Source organism: Streptomyces sp. TLI_105 (assembly GCF_900105415.1).
Lineage (GTDB): Bacteria > Actinomycetota > Actinomycetes > Streptomycetales > Streptomycetaceae > Streptomyces.
This window is the reverse complement of the sequence record NZ_FNSM01000001.1, coordinates 1217741-1231578: the sequence shown is the minus strand read 5'-3', so window position 1 is coordinate 1231578 and position 13838 is coordinate 1217741. Positions and strand designations below refer to the sequence as shown.

At 72.6% G+C, this 13838-nt stretch carries 12 protein-coding genes; 5 read left to right on the top strand and 7 right to left on the bottom strand.

Going from position 1 to position 13838, the window contains the following annotated elements; genetic code table 11:
* Positions 1 to 102: 102 nt before the first annotated feature.
* A complete protein-coding gene (locus BLW86_RS05590) occupies positions 103 to 774 on the bottom strand; it encodes a class I SAM-dependent methyltransferase (protein ID WP_093872982.1) in 672 nt (223 codons plus the stop codon).
* Positions 775 to 993: 219 nt separating this feature from the next.
* Between BLW86_RS05590 and BLW86_RS05585 the strand changes: the two genes are divergently transcribed.
* Positions 994 to 3276, top strand: coding sequence for an MMPL family transporter (locus BLW86_RS05585; protein ID WP_093872981.1), 2283 nt, complete (start codon positions 994 to 996; stop codon positions 3274 to 3276).
* A gap of 53 nt (positions 3277 to 3329) precedes the next feature.
* On the opposite strand, the gene BLW86_RS05580 is transcribed toward BLW86_RS05585, so the two are convergent.
* Positions 3330 to 4259 carry an LLM class F420-dependent oxidoreductase gene (locus BLW86_RS05580; protein ID WP_093872980.1) on the bottom strand — a complete coding sequence of 310 codons (930 nt, stop codon included), beginning with the start codon at positions 4257 to 4259 and terminating at the stop codon, positions 3330 to 3332.
* 99 nt (positions 4260 to 4358) lie between these two features.
* Here BLW86_RS05580 and BLW86_RS05575 point away from each other — a divergent pair, with 99 nt between their 5' ends.
* Positions 4359 to 4862, top strand: coding sequence for an HD domain-containing protein (locus BLW86_RS05575; RefSeq protein WP_093872979.1), 504 nt, complete (start codon positions 4359 to 4361; stop codon positions 4860 to 4862).
* Positions 4863 to 4881: 19 nt separating this feature from the next.
* Here the strand turns inward: BLW86_RS05575 and BLW86_RS05570 are convergent, their stop codons facing one another.
* A complete protein-coding gene (locus BLW86_RS05570) occupies positions 4882 to 5799 on the bottom strand; it encodes a glycerophosphodiester phosphodiesterase (protein ID WP_093872978.1) in 918 nt (305 codons plus the stop codon).
* Between the two features lie 165 nt (positions 5800 to 5964).
* Here BLW86_RS05570 and BLW86_RS05565 point away from each other — a divergent pair, with 165 nt between their 5' ends.
* Both BLW86_RS05565 and BLW86_RS05560 read left to right on the top strand, forming a co-directional pair.
* Positions 5965 to 6693, top strand: coding sequence for an IclR family transcriptional regulator (locus BLW86_RS05565; protein ID WP_256341230.1), 729 nt, complete (start codon positions 5965 to 5967; stop codon positions 6691 to 6693).
* A gap of 156 nt (positions 6694 to 6849) precedes the next feature.
* A complete protein-coding gene (locus BLW86_RS05560) occupies positions 6850 to 7320 on the top strand; it encodes a hypothetical protein (protein WP_256341229.1) in 471 nt (156 codons plus the stop codon).
* Between the two features lie 65 nt (positions 7321 to 7385).
* On the opposite strand, the gene BLW86_RS05555 is transcribed toward BLW86_RS05560, so the two are convergent.
* The 4 genes from BLW86_RS05555 to BLW86_RS05540 form a co-directional block, all read right to left on the bottom strand.
* On the bottom strand, positions 7386 to 8828 hold the full coding sequence (locus tag BLW86_RS05555) for a GH1 family beta-glucosidase (protein WP_093872975.1): 1443 nt from the start codon (positions 8826 to 8828) through the stop codon (positions 7386 to 7388).
* A gap of 67 nt (positions 8829 to 8895) precedes the next feature.
* Positions 8896 to 9804 carry a carbohydrate ABC transporter permease gene (locus tag BLW86_RS05550; RefSeq protein WP_093872974.1) on the bottom strand — a complete coding sequence of 303 codons (909 nt, stop codon included), beginning with the start codon at positions 9802 to 9804 and terminating at the stop codon, positions 8896 to 8898.
* Positions 9805 to 9808: 4 nt separating this feature from the next.
* Positions 9809 to 10816: a carbohydrate ABC transporter permease gene (locus BLW86_RS05545; RefSeq protein WP_093872973.1), complete on the bottom strand. Its 1008-nt coding sequence runs from the start codon at positions 10814 to 10816 to the stop codon at positions 9809 to 9811.
* 265 nt (positions 10817 to 11081) lie between these two features.
* Positions 11082 to 12428: an ABC transporter substrate-binding protein gene (locus BLW86_RS05540; RefSeq protein ID WP_093872972.1), complete on the bottom strand. Its 1347-nt coding sequence runs from the start codon at positions 12426 to 12428 to the stop codon at positions 11082 to 11084.
* Between the two features lie 367 nt (positions 12429 to 12795).
* Here BLW86_RS05540 and BLW86_RS05535 point away from each other — a divergent pair, with 367 nt between their 5' ends.
* The gene (locus BLW86_RS05535; RefSeq protein ID WP_093872971.1) at positions 12796 to 13815 is read left to right on the top strand and encodes a LacI family DNA-binding transcriptional regulator; all 1020 of its coding nucleotides are present in this window, start codon (positions 12796 to 12798) and stop codon (positions 13813 to 13815) included.
* The last annotated feature ends 23 nt before the right edge of the window (positions 13816 to 13838 follow it).

The following is a 13838-nucleotide window of genomic DNA, read 5'->3' as shown; positions in this document are numbered from 1 at the left end:
AGGGGAGATCCACAAAGGAGCAGGAGGGCGTACGACTGTGACCTTCTTCTCTTCCGTGTCCCGAGACGGCCGTCCGAATGGCGGACACCCCCGACGCCGGGCTCAGAAGCCCCCGCCACCGGCCCGATCGGGGCGCCGCGCGAAGCAGAACAGATGTTCCTCCGGCACCGCGCGCTCGTCGTCCGGCCGGAAGACCGACACCTCGTGCCGGAGGACGTCGAGACCGCAGTCCTCCCGCAGCGTCCGCACGTACTCCTCGACCGAGAAGCTGGAGACCCTGACCGGCCGGCCCATGAACTCGATCTCCACCCCGTCCACGTCCGCCGGCACCGTGGCGGTCACCAGATAGCCGCCGGGCGCCACCCAGCCCGCCATCCGCTCCAGGGCGGCGGAGGCCTCCGCCCGGCTCATCATCAGCAGCGGGAAGAAGGCGCACACGGCGTCGAAACCCTCCGGCGGGGCGTCGTAGTCACGCACGTCCACCTGCTCGAACACGGCCCCCGGCACCTGCGCGCGGGCCAGCCCGACCATCTCCCCGGACACGTCGATGCCCGTCACCGCGCACCCGGCCCGCACCAGACGGTCGGCGACCGGCCGCCCCGTGCCGCTGCCGACGTCGAGGACCCGGGCCCCCGCGCCCAGGCGCTCCGTGAGCCAGTCCACCGCCGCCGACTGCTCCGGCAGCTGCCCGAAGGCCCGCTCGTACGCCATGCCCAGATCGTCGAACAGTTCCGCCGCCGACAGCGGCTTCCGCCCGGCACCCTCGTCCCGCATGCTGCTCCCCTTTCCCGGAGGTCACGGGCCGACCGCCCGCCCCGGGCGGCTTCCTACCCTCTTCCCATCGACTTCCCACCGGCCTTCCTCCGGCGTCCCCGGCCTTCCTCCGGCCGAGATGCCGGAGCGCGGAGCCGGGCGAACAATGGACGGGGTAGGCCCGCACGCCGCGGGTGCCGGAACCGCTCGGGGACTTCCCTATCCGGACACGGCCACGCCATGAACGCAGGAAGCCCGGCCCAGGGCCGGCCAGCATCCCCCCAAGGCGCTCTCTACCGACTCGGTCACTGGTGCGCCCGCCACTTCCTCGTCGTCATCGCCCTCTGGTTGGCGGCCGTCGCGGGACTCCAGATCACCGACCGGGCCGTCGGCGGAATGTTCTCCGACGACTTCGCGCTCCCCGGAGTGCAGTCCGCCGAGGGCCTCGACGTCCTCAAGGCGCACGATCCCGCCGCCGGCGGATACAGCGCCCAGGTCGTCCTGAACGACCCCTCCAAGCCCCTCACGCAGGAGTCGTCCGCGGTCAACTCCGCCGTCACCGCCCTGGCGAAGCTCCCCGACGTCCTCGGCGCCCAGAACCCGCTGCCGCCGCCCGGCACCACCCCGCCCCCGCTCCCGGCCGGGACGCCCAACACCGGCCCGCTCTCCACGGACGGCAAGACCGCCTACATCACCATCCGCTTCAGCGTGGCGCCCTCCACCCTCGGCACCGACTACCTGAACGGCGTCGACGCCGCCGTCCAGCCGCTCCGGGACGCCGGCGTCACCGTCGAGTACGGCGGCTCGCTCGGCGAACTCGCCCGGCCGACGGCCGACGACCGCAGCAGCGAGGCCATCGGCTTCGCCGTCGCCATCGTCGTCCTCCTCATCGGCTTCGGCAGCGTCATCGGCGCCGTCATGCCGCTGGTCACCGCACTCCTCGGCGCGGTCTGCGGACTCGCCCTGCTCGGCCTGATGGCGGCCGCCTTCACCTTCGGGACCGTCTCACCCACCCTGGCCACCATGATCGGCCTCGGCGTCGGCATCGACTACGCGCTGTTCCTCATCACCCGCCACCGCCAGAACCTCATGCACGGCCGTGATCCCGCCGACGCGGCCGCCCTCGCGACCACCACCAGCGGCCGCGCCGTCCTCGTCTCCGGCTGCACGGTCATCATCGCCCTCTCCGGCCTGTGGGTCTCCGGCGTCACCTTCATCGGCAAACTCGGCCTCGCGGCCGCCTTCACGGTCGTCACCGCCGTCATCGCCGCGCTCACCCTCGTCCCGGCCATGCTCGGACTCGTCGGCCACCGGATCGACCGCTACCACGTCCGCAAACCCGTGGCGGAGACCGACGCCGAGCCCGGCGCGCCCGCGCACGGCACCTGGCACCGATACGCGCAACGCGTCGAGAAGCGCCCCTGGTGGTTCCTCACCGGCGGCGTCCTGGCCCTGCTCGTCCTGGCCTTCCCCCTGCTCTTCATCCAGCTCGGCCACATCGGAGACGGCGCCGACCCCAAGTCGTTCACCGACCGGCGGGCCTACGACCTGATCTCCACGGCCTTCGGCCCCGGCGCGAACGGACCTCTCACCCTCGTCGTCGACCAGTCGGCCGTCCCCGCCGCCGACCGTGCCGACCTCGGCACCAAACTCAAGGACGCGCTGACGGGCGTCCCGGACGCCGCCTTCATCACCCCGCTGCAGACCACCTCCGACGGGGACGTCCTCGTCGGCACCGCCTACTCCGTGGCCTCCCCGCAGGACGAGAAGACGACCCGGCTGACCAACCACCTCGTCGACGACGTCCTCCCGCAGGCGGTGGCCGGCACCGACGCGCAGAGCTACGTCACCGGGAACACGGCCGCCCAGGTCGACTTCCTCGACATCGTCTCCAGCCGCCTGCCGCTGATCATCGCCGTCGTGGTCGGGCTCGCCTTCCTCGTCATCCTCATCGTCTTCCGCGGACTGCTCGTCGCGATCAAGGCGGCCGTGCTCAACGTGCTCTCCATCGCCGCCTCGTACGGCGTCGTCGTGGCCGTCTTCCAGTGGGGCTGGGGCGGACCCGCGCTCGGCGTCTCCGGCAAGGTGCCCATCGAGAGCTACGTACCGATGATGATGTTCGCCATCGTCTTCGGCCTGAGCATGGACTACGAGATCTTCCTGCTGTCCCGCGTCCGCGAGGCCTGGCTGCGCACCGGGGACTCGAAGGCCAGCGTGGCCCACGCCCTGGAGATCACCGCCCGGGTCATCACCTGCGCCGCACTGATCATGGTCAGCGTCTTCGCGGCCTTCATCGTCTCGGACAACATCGTCGTCAAGATGCTCGGCCTCGGCCTCGCCGCCAGCGTCCTCATCGACGCCACCGTGGTGCGCCTGCTGCTCGTGCCCGCCGTGATGACCCTCCTCGGCCGCCACGCCTGGTGGACCCCCGCCTGGCTGGACCGGATCCTGCCCCACCTGGACACCGAGGGCGAGGAACCGGACCGGGCCGAGGCGGTGACCCAGGGCGCGGGGAGGCGCTGAGCAGCCGTGTCAGGGCCTGCCCGGCGCCCCGGGCGACCGGACGGGGACAGGCCTCAGCCGCGCGACAGCTCGCCGAGGAGCTTCCAGGTGCGGCGGCGGTCGTCCTCGCCGCCCAGGTCCGTGGCGGTGAAGACCACCTCCGTCGCCCCCGCCTCGCGGTAGCGCCGCACCTCGGCGGCGACCGTCTCCTCGTCCCCGATCGCGGCCAGTCCGGCCGCCCGGTCGGCGCCGGAGAGCTCGATCGCACGCTGGTAGGAGGGAATCCGCTCGTAGAGCGCGAGCGCCTCCGCCGCCCTCTGCCGCACGCCCTCGGCGTCCGACGTCACCACGCCCGGCACGAGGGCCACGATCCGGGGCGCCGGCCGGCCCGCCGCCTCGGCGGCGGCGGTCACGGTCGGCACGATGTGCTCGGCCAGCGCACGCGGACCCGCGAGGAACGGCAGGACGCCGTCGGCGAGTTCACCGCTGACGCGCAGGGCCTGCGGGCCCATCGCGGCGACGAGCACCGGCACCGTCGGCCGGTCCGCCCCCGGCACCGCCGCCGGGTACGGCGTCGTCGCGGTCAGCAGCTCCCCGTGGAAGTCCGCCTCGCCCGTCTCCAGGAGCGGCCGCAGGGCGGTGAGGAACTCCCTGAGCAGACCGATCGGCCGCTGGTACGGGAGGCCGAACGCGGTCTCGGTCAGGTGCCGGGTGCCGAGGGCGAGCCCGAGGTGGTAGCGGCCGCCGGTGGCGGCCTGCGCGGTCTGCGCCTGGCTGGAGACGAGCAGCGGATGGCGGCCGAAAACCGGGATCGCGGACGTCCCGACGTGCAGCCCGGGCACCTCACGCCCGACGATCGCGGCGAGCGAGGGAGAGTCGTACGCGAAGGACTGGCCGAACCACGCCGAGTGCAGGCCGGCGTCGTACGCCTCCCGCGCGAGCCGCACCGTGTCGTCGATCGGAAGCTGCCGGGAGGTCGAACTGAGCGTCACTCCAAGAGTCATGCATCCGGCAACCGGGGGCCGCGGGGCGGGCATTCCCGGTTCGGTGTGAACAGCATGTGACGACCGCGTCCACTCCACCGCCCGGCGATGATGGGGGACATGAAGACTCTCGCCCAAGTGGACGAACTGGCCGACCGCGCGCACGCCGGACAGGTCGACAAGGCCGGCGTGCCCTACGTCGCCCACGTCCGGGCCGTCGCCGCGGGCCTGGAGCCGCTCGGCCCGCACCTGGCCATGGCCGGGCTGCTGCACGACGTCATCGAGGACACCGGGTGGACGGCGGAGCGGCTGCGCGCCGCCGGGATCCCCGCCCGGGTCGTCGCCCTCGTCGAAGCCGTCACCAACCACCCCGACACGGCCTACGAGGAGAAGCTCCGCCGGATCGCGGAGGATCCCGAAGCCACCCTCGTGAAGATCGCCGACAACGCGCACAACAGCCGCGCCGACCGGGCCGCCGCCCTGCCGCCCGCCCAGCGGGAACGGCTGGCCGCCAAGTACCGCGCGGCCAGGGCCGTCCTGTGGCCGGCGGCCGATCCCGGCGACATCGCGACGATCCTCCGGGTGGTCAACCCCGACCTCCTGCGGGAACTGACCGCCCGCTGACGGGCCGCCCCGGCGCCGCTCAGCTCGTCCGGCCGGACGACCAGCCGCCCAGCTCGGTGGGGCGGTTCGTGATGACGCCGTCCACGCCGAGCGCGTCCAGGGCCTTCCAGCGCGCCGGGGCGTCGACCGTCCACACGTTCACGGCCACGCCGGCCGCGTGCAGGTCGCCGACCAGCTGCGGACGGGTGGCGAGCGCGGCGTCCGAGACGTTGTACGCGGAGAGGTCCAGCTCCCGGGCGAGCGCGACGGGGTCGGCGTCCAGGGTGCCGCGCAGCAGGCCGAGCGGCAGTTCGGGCGCCAGCTCGTGGGCGTACCGCAGGGACGGGATGTCGAAGCTCTGCACGAAGACCCGGTCCGTCATGTCCTGGTCCCGGACCTCCCGGACGATCCGGTCCACCTCGGCGCGACTGTGCCGGCCCTTGATCTCCAGGAGCAGCTTCCCGCCGCGCTCCCTGAGATCCGCGAGCTGGGCGGCCAGGGTCGGGACCCGGGTGCCGGCGTAGGCGGGCGCGAACCAGGAGCCGGCGTCCAGGGAGTCGAGCTGGGCGGAGGTCAGCGAGCGGATCGGTCCCGTGCCGTCCGTGGTCCGGTCGACGGTGGTGTCGTGCAGGATGTACGGCACGCCGTCCTTGCTGGGCTGGACGTCGTTCTCGATCCAGACGGCCCCGCCCCGCCGGGCCACCTCGTCGGAGACCAGGGTGTTCTCGGGAGCCGCGGACGGGGCGCCCCGGTGGGCGATCACCGTCAGCGGCGCCCCCGCCGCGCGCATCCAGGGACTCGCCGCCGAGGCCTTCGCCGCCGGGCGGGGCGCGGACTCCGAGGGCGGCGCGGCGACGACGAACGCGGTCGCGAGCCCCGCGACCACGGTGGCCCCGGCGACCAGTCCGACGGCCCTGCGACGACGGGACCGGGCGGCGGGCGGTTGAGCTTCTCTCATGGCCGCCCACCCTAAGGGGTCCCTCGTCGGGCGGGCCGGGCACGAGGCGACACGACCGGGCACGCAAGCCCTTCGTCGTAATGGTCCGGTCTGCGGCATCGTGGACCTGGGCCCGCAGCCGTGCCATCGGGGGACACGGCCGGGCGTAGCGAGTCAGGGGGACTCATGGACACCGGAGCGGCACGGAGAACGGGCGGCGTCGCGAGGACGGCCGCGCCGGGGCGCCAGGAGCGCGGCCGGGGAGTGCTGGAAGGGGCGTTCGCGCTGCTCGACGCCCTGCGCCGGAACGGCGACGAGGCAGGCGTGACCGAACTCGCGCTCGCCTGCGGAGTGCCCAAGGGCAGCGTCCACCGGCTGCTCGACCAGCTGGTCGGAGTCGGCGCCGTCGAACGGAAGGGCAACCGCTACCGGGTCGGCCCGCAGCTCTACCGCCTCGGCCAGGCCTGGGAACCGCACCCCGGTCTGCGCCCCGCCGCCCGGCTGCCGCTCCAGCGCCTCCGGGCCGTCACCGGCGCCAGCGTCGTCCTGGCCGTGCTGCGCGAGGACATGGCGATCACCGTGAGCTCGGTGCCCGGCGACCTGGAGCCGCTCCTCCCCGTGCGCGACGGCATCGCGTTCCGCCTCGACACCGCCGCCGGGAAGGCACTGTGCGGGCCCCTCCGCGGCGGGCCGGTCCTCGACCGGGAGGACGTGATGGAGGGGGTGTGCTGCGCCGCGCTGCCCGTCCGCGCCCCGGACGGCCGCACGGTCGCCGCGCTCGCCGGCATGGTCCCCGCGGGCCGCGGACTCGACGCGCTGGCCCAGGGCGTCGCCGAGGCGGGAGCCGCGGTCACCCGCGCGCTGGCCCGGGGCGGCCGGCGGGCACCGGTCCCGACGACCGCCCTCGTCCTGTAGTTCCCCGCGCGTTCCACCCAGCGGAACGCGCGTAGAGCCGGGACGGGACCGCGGGGCACAGTGAGTGTCGTGCCGAGGGGAAAGGCACACCGGGCCGCCGGGGAAGGCGGACCGGGCACCACGTCACACGAGTGACCTGATATGTGGGGGGACCACATGCGCAAGAACCGAGTCGTCCGAGCGGCCGCCACCGCCCTGCTGGGACTCGGCAGCCTCGGAGCCTTCGCCGGCACCGCGCACGCCGAGCCGATCGACTACGTGAAGATCGAGCTGTTCGAGCTGCACTGCCAGCAGAACAGCGAGGGCGACCACGACGAGGCCTACCTCAAGATCACCGACGCCAACGGCAACGCCGTCAAGGTCTGGCCCGGCAACGGCATCAAGTACCAGACCATGGGCACCGGTTACGTCCGCTCCATGGAGGACGGCAACGGCAACGCCGCGCTCATCCTCGGCAAGGAGCAGGCCCGCACCCTGACCCTGTGGGACTACGACTCCACCAGCAGCGACGACAAGCTCGGCGCCACGCTCGTCACCGGCAGCGAGGTCGGCGCCGAGACCCAGTGGCGCACCGTCGAGGGCTCCGGCGGCATCTACGTCATCGGCTACCGGGTCGTCGACATCTGACAGGTGACCGACCTCTGAGGAAAGGGTCGTGCCGGGCGCCCGGCACGACCCTTTCCCGTCCCGCGTCAGTGCCCGCCGGGCGCGTGCAGCTCACCCGAGCGCGCCACCCGGCCGTACCAGCGGGCGCTGGACTTCGGGGTGCGCTCCAGGGTGTCGTAGTCCACCCGGACCGCGCCGAACCGCTTCGCGTAGCCGTACGCCCACTCGAAGTTGTCCAGCAGCGACCAGAGGAAGTAGCCGCGCACGTCCACCCCGTCCGCCATCGCCCGGTGCACCGCCTCCAGGTGCGCGTGCACATAGGCGGCCCGCTCCGGATCGTGCACCGAACCGTCCGGACCGACCACGTCCTCGTACGCCGCCCCGTTCTCGCTGATCACCAGCGGAAGATCGGGGTACGCCGCGGAGACCCGGGTCAGCAGGTCGTACAGCGCGCTCGGGTCGACCGCCCAGCCCATCGCCGTCGGCTCGCCCGGCGCCCGGTGGAAGGCGACCGCGTCCGCCCCCGGCCACGGCGAGTGCTCGCTGTTGCCGTGACCGTCGTCCTGAGGCTTCTCCGCGCCCTCCGGCACCGTCGAGACCACCGTCGGCGTGTAGTAGTTGATCGCGAGCAGGTCCAGCGGCTGGTGCGCCGTCGCGGTGTCGCCGTCCCGGACGAAGGACCAGTCGGTGAGGTGCGCCGTGTCGGCGAACAGGTCCTCCGGGTAGGCGCCCTCCAGTATCGGCCCCAGCCAGATCCGGTTGCCGACGGCGTCGATGCGACGGGCCGCGTCCAGGTCCTCGGCCGAACCGGTCAGCGGACGGATCTCGTGCAGGTTGAGCGAGACCGCGATCTGCCGGTCCGCCGGCAGCGCGGCCCGCAGCGCCTGCACCGCGAGACCGTGCCCGAGGTTGAGGTGGTGGGCGGCGCGCAGCGCGGCCACCGGATCGGTCCGGCCCGGCGCGTGCACCCCGGAGCCGTACCCCAGGAAGGCGCTGCACCAGGGCTCGTTGAGCGTGGTCCACCGCTTCACCCGGTCGCCGACGGCCGCGGCGACGATCCCCGCGTACTCGGCGAACCGCTCGGCGGTCGCCCGCTCCGGCCAGCCGCCCGCGTCCTCCAACTCCTGCGGCAGGTCCCAGTGGTAGAGGGTCAGCGCCGGCTCGATCCCGGCCGCGAGGAGTTCGTCGACGAGCCGCCGGTAGAAGTCGAGTCCCTGCTGGACGGCCGGACCCCGGCCGGTGGGCTGGACGCGGGACCAGGAGACGGAGAACCGGTAGGCGTTCAGGCCGAGTTCGGCCATGATCCCGACGTCCTCGCGGAACCGGTGGTAGTGGTCGACGGCCACGTCACCGGTGTGGCCCTCGAAGACCTTGCCGGGGGTGTGCGAGAAGGTGTCCCAGATGGAGGGGGTACGGCCGTCCTCCGCCGCCGCTCCCTCGATCTGGTACGCGGCGGTGGCCGCGCCCCACAGGAAGTCGGCGGGGAACGAGCGGACGGCGGTGAGCGGCCGGGTTTCGGGCGCGGTCATAGGAGGGGGCTCCCAACACGGTTACGGGAAAGGTACGTTCGGTACGGGGGGGGATCGGCGCGGCCGGTCAGCTCTTGACGGCGCCGGCCGTGATGCCGCCGACGATGTGCTTGCCGAGGAAGGCGAAGACCAGCAGCAGCGGCACGGTGGAGATCAGGGCACCGGTCAGCACCACGGCGTGGTCCACGGTGTGGTTGCCCGCGCCGAGGCCGGCGAGCGCCACCTGCAGGGTGGGGCTGCCGTCCGGGGTGAGCGCGATGAACGGCCAGAAGAAGTCGTTCCAGGCCTGGACGAAGACCAGCATGCCGAGCACGGCCATGGCCGGCCTGGCCACGGGGAAGACCACGTGCCAGATGATCCGGAGGCTGTGCGCCCCGTCCATCCGGGCCGCCTCCACCAGCTCCATCGGCAGCGCCTCCAGCAGGAACTGGCGCATGAAGAACACGCCGAAGGCGGCGACCAGCGAGGGCAGCACGACCGACTGGAGCTGGTCGAACCAGCCGAGGTCCGTGATGATCTGGTACAGCGGGATGACGCTGAGCTGCGGCGGGATCGTCATCGTGGCGACCACCAGCGAGAGCAGCATGCCCCGGCCCCGGAAGGGGAGTTTGGCGAAGGCGAAGCCGGCGAGCGTGGAGAACAGCACGGTGGACAGCGCCACCAGGCTCGCCACGATCGTGGTGTTGACCAGCGCCTCGCCCATGTCGACCTGGTTCCAGGCGAAGCTCAGGTTGTCCAGGAGCCGCTTGCCGGGCAGCAGCGGCGCCGGGGCCTCCACGACCCGCTCGCCGGTGTGGGAGGCGGCGACCACGTTCCAGTACAGCGGGAAGAGCGAGACGAACGCGGCGACGACGAGCAGGACGTACGTCACCGGCCCCGCGTGGTGCTGACGGCCGGCCGACTGGCGGAAGCGACGCCCCGGCCGGGCCGCCGGGACCTCGGCCGCGATCGGCGTCGTGTCGAGTGTGCGGGCCATGAGGTCATCCCCCCAGCTTCGTGCGGTCGCGGCGGGAGACCAGCGCCTGGACGCCGCCGATCAGGAGGAGGAGCAGGAGCATGACCCAGGCGATCGCGGAGGCCTGTCCGAGCGCGCCGGTCACCCAGCCCTTCTCGTACATCAGCAGGCTCAGCGTCTGGAACTGGTTGCCGCTGCCGCCGCTGATGCCGACGCTGCCGCCGAAGAGCATCGGCTCGCCGAACAGCTGGGTCGCGCCGATGGTGGAGACGATGATCGTGAAGAGGATCGTCGGCCGGATCGACGGGATGGTGACGCTGGTGAACTGCCGCCAGCGCGAGGCCCCGTCGAGCGAGGCCGCCTCGTAGAGGTCCTGCGGCACGGCCTGCATCGCGGCCAGGTAGATCAGCGCGTTGTAGCCGGTCCAGCGCCAGGTGACGATCACCGAGATCGCGATCTGCGCCGGCCACTTGGACGACTCCCAGTCCACCGGGTCGACGCCGATCCAGCCGAGGAGGCCGTTGATCATGCCGTAGTCGGTGTTGAACAGCTGGGCGAAGACCAGGGTCGCCGCCGCGATCGAGGTGGCGTACGGGGCGAGGATCGCGACCCGGAAGAAGCCCCGGCCGCGGAGCCTGTAGTTGAGCAGGTGCGCCAGGCCCAGGGCCATGAGCAGCTGCGGAACGGTCGATATCACCCCGATGGTGAAGGTGTTGAGGAGCGCGTTCCAGAAGAACTCGCTGGTCGCGAGGTCGGTGTAGTTCTCCAGGCCCTTCCACGTCGGATCGCCGCCGAGCTCGACCCGGTTCAGCGAGAGCCAGCCGGTGTAGAGCAGCGGGAAGAGCCCGAAGGCCGCGAAGGTGAGGAAGAAGGGGGCGATGAAGACGTACGGGATCGCCTTGATGTCCCAGCGGTAGAGCGCGCTGCGCCAGCCGCCCGGGGCGGCACGGCGGCCGCGGGGGCCGTCGGGGGAGGAGGGCGGTGCGACGGGCGGCGGGGAGCCGGCCCGCTTCGCCCGAACGGAGGTGGCCACGGGGGCGTCCTTCCAGGTCGATGCGTGCGGTGGTGCGGACGGTGCCGGTCCGCCGCCCGCAGGCGACGACGGACCGGCAGGCGCCCCCGCTAGGCCGTGTCCGGAAAGTAGCGCCGTCTGCCCGGAGGGCAGGGGCCGCGGGGTCTGGTGCGTGCGATCGCAAGGCGCCGGGGTGCCTTCGTAGCGGAGCTACCAGGGCGTTTCGGCAACGCGGCGAGCGTGCGGGCCAGACGCCGCGGCCCAGGGGGGACTTTCCGGACGGGGCCTAGTGGTCGATCTTGTCGTCGACCAGCTTCTTGACGTTCTCCCAGGCCTTGGCCGGGTCGGTGCCGCGCTGCTCGATGTCGAGGATGCCGTTGTCGGTGAGGAAGGTCTTCACCTGGCCGTCGTAGCGGCTGATGACGGCGGGGTGGATGCCGACCGCCGCGCTGGAGAAGATCTTGCCGACCGGCGTGTCGCCGAAGTACGGCAGCTTCGCCTCCTGGACCGCGGCGGAGAGCAGCGTGTCCTTGGACGAGGGCATGTTGCCGTTGACCGCGAAGACCTTGGCGTGCTGCGCCGGGGCGGTCAGCCAGGCGGCGAGCTCGGCGGCCTCCTTGGTGTGCTTGCCGGCCTTCGGCACGGCGAGGAAGGCGCCGCCCCAGTTCCCGGCGACCGGCGGCGCGGCGATGTCCCACTTGCCCTGGTTGGCGGGACCGGCCTGGTCCTTGATGATGCCGGTCATCCAGCTCGGGCAGGCGACCGTGGCGAACTTCGAGTTCTTGAAGGCCGCGTTCCACGTGCCCTTCTCGTCGAACTGGCGCAGCTTGGCGGTGAGTCCGCCCTGGGCCGCCTTCACGGCGGTCTCCCAGGCCTTCTTCACGCCGGGGCTGTTCTCCCAGTCGAGCTCGCCGCTCGCGTTGGCGTACTGCACCGGGTCGCTGGAGACGACGGCGTTGAACAGGCCGCTCGCGGAGTCGTGGAAGGCGGTGCCGGCGGGCGCGGCCGCCTTGTACCTCTCGCCGGTCGCGAGGAACTTGGACCAGTCGCCGGCCCACAGCCTGGCGACCTCCTCGCGGGCGGTGGGCAGCTTGGCCTTGGCGAAGAGCTCCTTGTTGTAGCAGATGGCCATGGGGCCGATGTCGGTGCCGAGGCCGATGACCTTGCCGTCGGCCGTCGTCGCCTGCTTGACCTTCCAGTCGAGGAAGGCGCCGAGGTTCGCGCCGCCCTCCTTGCTCAGGTCGACCCACTTGTTCGCCATGGCGGTGCCGGTCGCCTCGGCGATGTAGCCCACCTCGACGGCCTGGATGTCGGCGACGCCGCTGTTCTGGGTGAGGCGCAGCTTCAGCGTGTCCCAGTACTTCTGGCCGTCGGAGACGTTCGACTCCTCGATCTTGATGTTCGGGTGGAGCCGCTCGTACTCGGCGTAGAGCTTGGCGCCGGTCTTGTTGTCGTAGCCGAAGGAACCGAAGGTCCCGACCCGCAGCGTGATCTTCCCGGCGCCCTGGCCGTCCTTGCCGGCGCCGTCGTCCTCGTCGCTGCCGCAACCGGTGAGCAGGGTCGTGCCGGTCACGACGACGGCGACCGCCGCGATCGCCGCACGGCGTCCGCGTCTGCTGCTGGAAGTGCGCATTCCACTCTCCTCGTCCAAGGTGGTGCTCTTTGTGCGCCAAGAGGCCCGGCCGGCCGATCGCGGCTCGGCGGCGCCCGCCAGGACCTGATGCAAGGCTGTGTCGCGTCCCGATGGGAGCGCTCCCACGTCGTTGCCGGAAGGTTGCTGCCTGGCGGGTGTGAGTGTCAAGACATGAACACGGATTCGTTACCGGAAGGTTTTCCGGGGGTTTCGCGGCCTTCGGCGAGGTGTCGGGCCGTCATCTCCTGAACGCGGGCGCGTGGCGCGGCGGGGTGGCCGTGGACTAGTGTGGGAGCGCTCCCATCAGCCTGGGCGGTCATCCGGGCAGGTGAGCGGCGCGTTGTCCTACGAGGGGAGTTCGGGAGTCGTGAACGGACGGCAGAGCGGCAGACCCACCCTGGAACAGGTCGCGGCCAGGGCCGGGGTCGGCCGGGGCACGGTCTCCCGGGTCATCAACGGCTCCCCCCGGGTGAGCGAGCGGACCAGGACGGCCGTCGCCCGAGCCGTCGCCGAACTCGGCTACGTACCCAACCAGGCGGCCCGCGCCCTGGCGGGCAGCCGCACCGACGCGATCGCGCTCGTCATCCCCGAGGCCGAGGCCCGGCTCTTCGCCGAGCCCTACTTCCTCGACCTCATCCGCGGGGTCAGCGCCGAGCTCGCCGAGGCCGACAAGCAGCTCCTGCTCACCCTGGTCCGCAGCGAGCAGGAGCGACAGCGCTTCGAGCAGTACCTCGCCGCCCAGCGCGTCGACGGGGTGCTGCTCGCCTCGGTCCACGGCGACGACCCGCTGCCCGACCGCATCAGGGAACTGGGCCTCCCGGTCGTGCTGAACGGCCGCCGCACCGAGGCCGAGCCCGTGCCGTACGTGGACTCCGACAACATCGGCGCCGGACGGACGGCCGTCGCCCACCTGGTGGGGCGCGGCCGGAGCCGTATCGCGACCGTCACCGGCCCCCTCGACATGTACGTGGCGCGGGCCCGGCTCGGCGGCTACCGGGCGGGCCTCACGGAGGCCGGACTCACGCCCGACGAGACGCTCGTCGCCAACGGCGACTTCACCGAGGAGGGCGGCCGGCAGGCCATGCGGGAGCTCCTGGACCGCCGGCCCGACCTGGACGCCGTCTTCGCCGCCTCCGACGTGATGGCGGCCGGCGCGCGGAGCGTCCTGCGCGAGGCGGGCCGCCGGGTCCCGGAGGACGTGGCCCTCGTCGGCGTCGACGACTCGCCGGTCGCCCGGCTCATGGACCCGCCGCTGACGAGCGTGCGACAGCCCATCGAGGAGATGGGCCGCACCATGGCGCGGATGCTGATCCAGGACGTGGCCGGCACCCCGGACCGGCCGAGCAGGGTCCTTCCCACGGAGCTGGTGGTGCGGGGGTCCTGCTGACGGCCCTCCCGGCCCCGGCGGCC

Bases quoted from the DNA above. Each gene is read 5' to 3' on its own strand.
- BLW86_RS05590 (WP_093872982.1), bottom strand. From the start codon at position 774: ATGCGGGACGAGGGTGCCGGGCGGAAGCCGCTGTCGGCGGCGGAACTG.
- BLW86_RS05585 (WP_093872981.1), top strand. From the start codon at position 994: ATGAACGCAGGAAGCCCGGCCCAGGGCCGGCCAGCATCCCCCCAAGGC.
- BLW86_RS05580 (WP_093872980.1), bottom strand. From the start codon at position 4,259: ATGACTCTTGGAGTGACGCTCAGTTCGACCTCCCGGCAGCTTCCGATC.
- BLW86_RS05575 (WP_093872979.1), top strand. From the start codon at position 4,359: ATGAAGACTCTCGCCCAAGTGGACGAACTGGCCGACCGCGCGCACGCC.
- BLW86_RS05570 (WP_093872978.1), bottom strand. From the start codon at position 5,799: ATGAGAGAAGCTCAACCGCCCGCCGCCCGGTCCCGTCGTCGCAGGGCC.
- BLW86_RS05565 (WP_256341230.1), top strand. From the start codon at position 5,965: ATGGACACCGGAGCGGCACGGAGAACGGGCGGCGTCGCGAGGACGGCC.
- BLW86_RS05560 (WP_256341229.1), top strand. From the start codon at position 6,850: ATGCGCAAGAACCGAGTCGTCCGAGCGGCCGCCACCGCCCTGCTGGGA.
- BLW86_RS05555 (WP_093872975.1), bottom strand. From the start codon at position 8,828: ATGACCGCGCCCGAAACCCGGCCGCTCACCGCCGTCCGCTCGTTCCCC.
- BLW86_RS05550 (WP_093872974.1), bottom strand. From the start codon at position 9,804: ATGGCCCGCACACTCGACACGACGCCGATCGCGGCCGAGGTCCCGGCG.
- BLW86_RS05540 (WP_093872972.1), bottom strand. From the start codon at position 12,428: ATGCGCACTTCCAGCAGCAGACGCGGACGCCGTGCGGCGATCGCGGCG.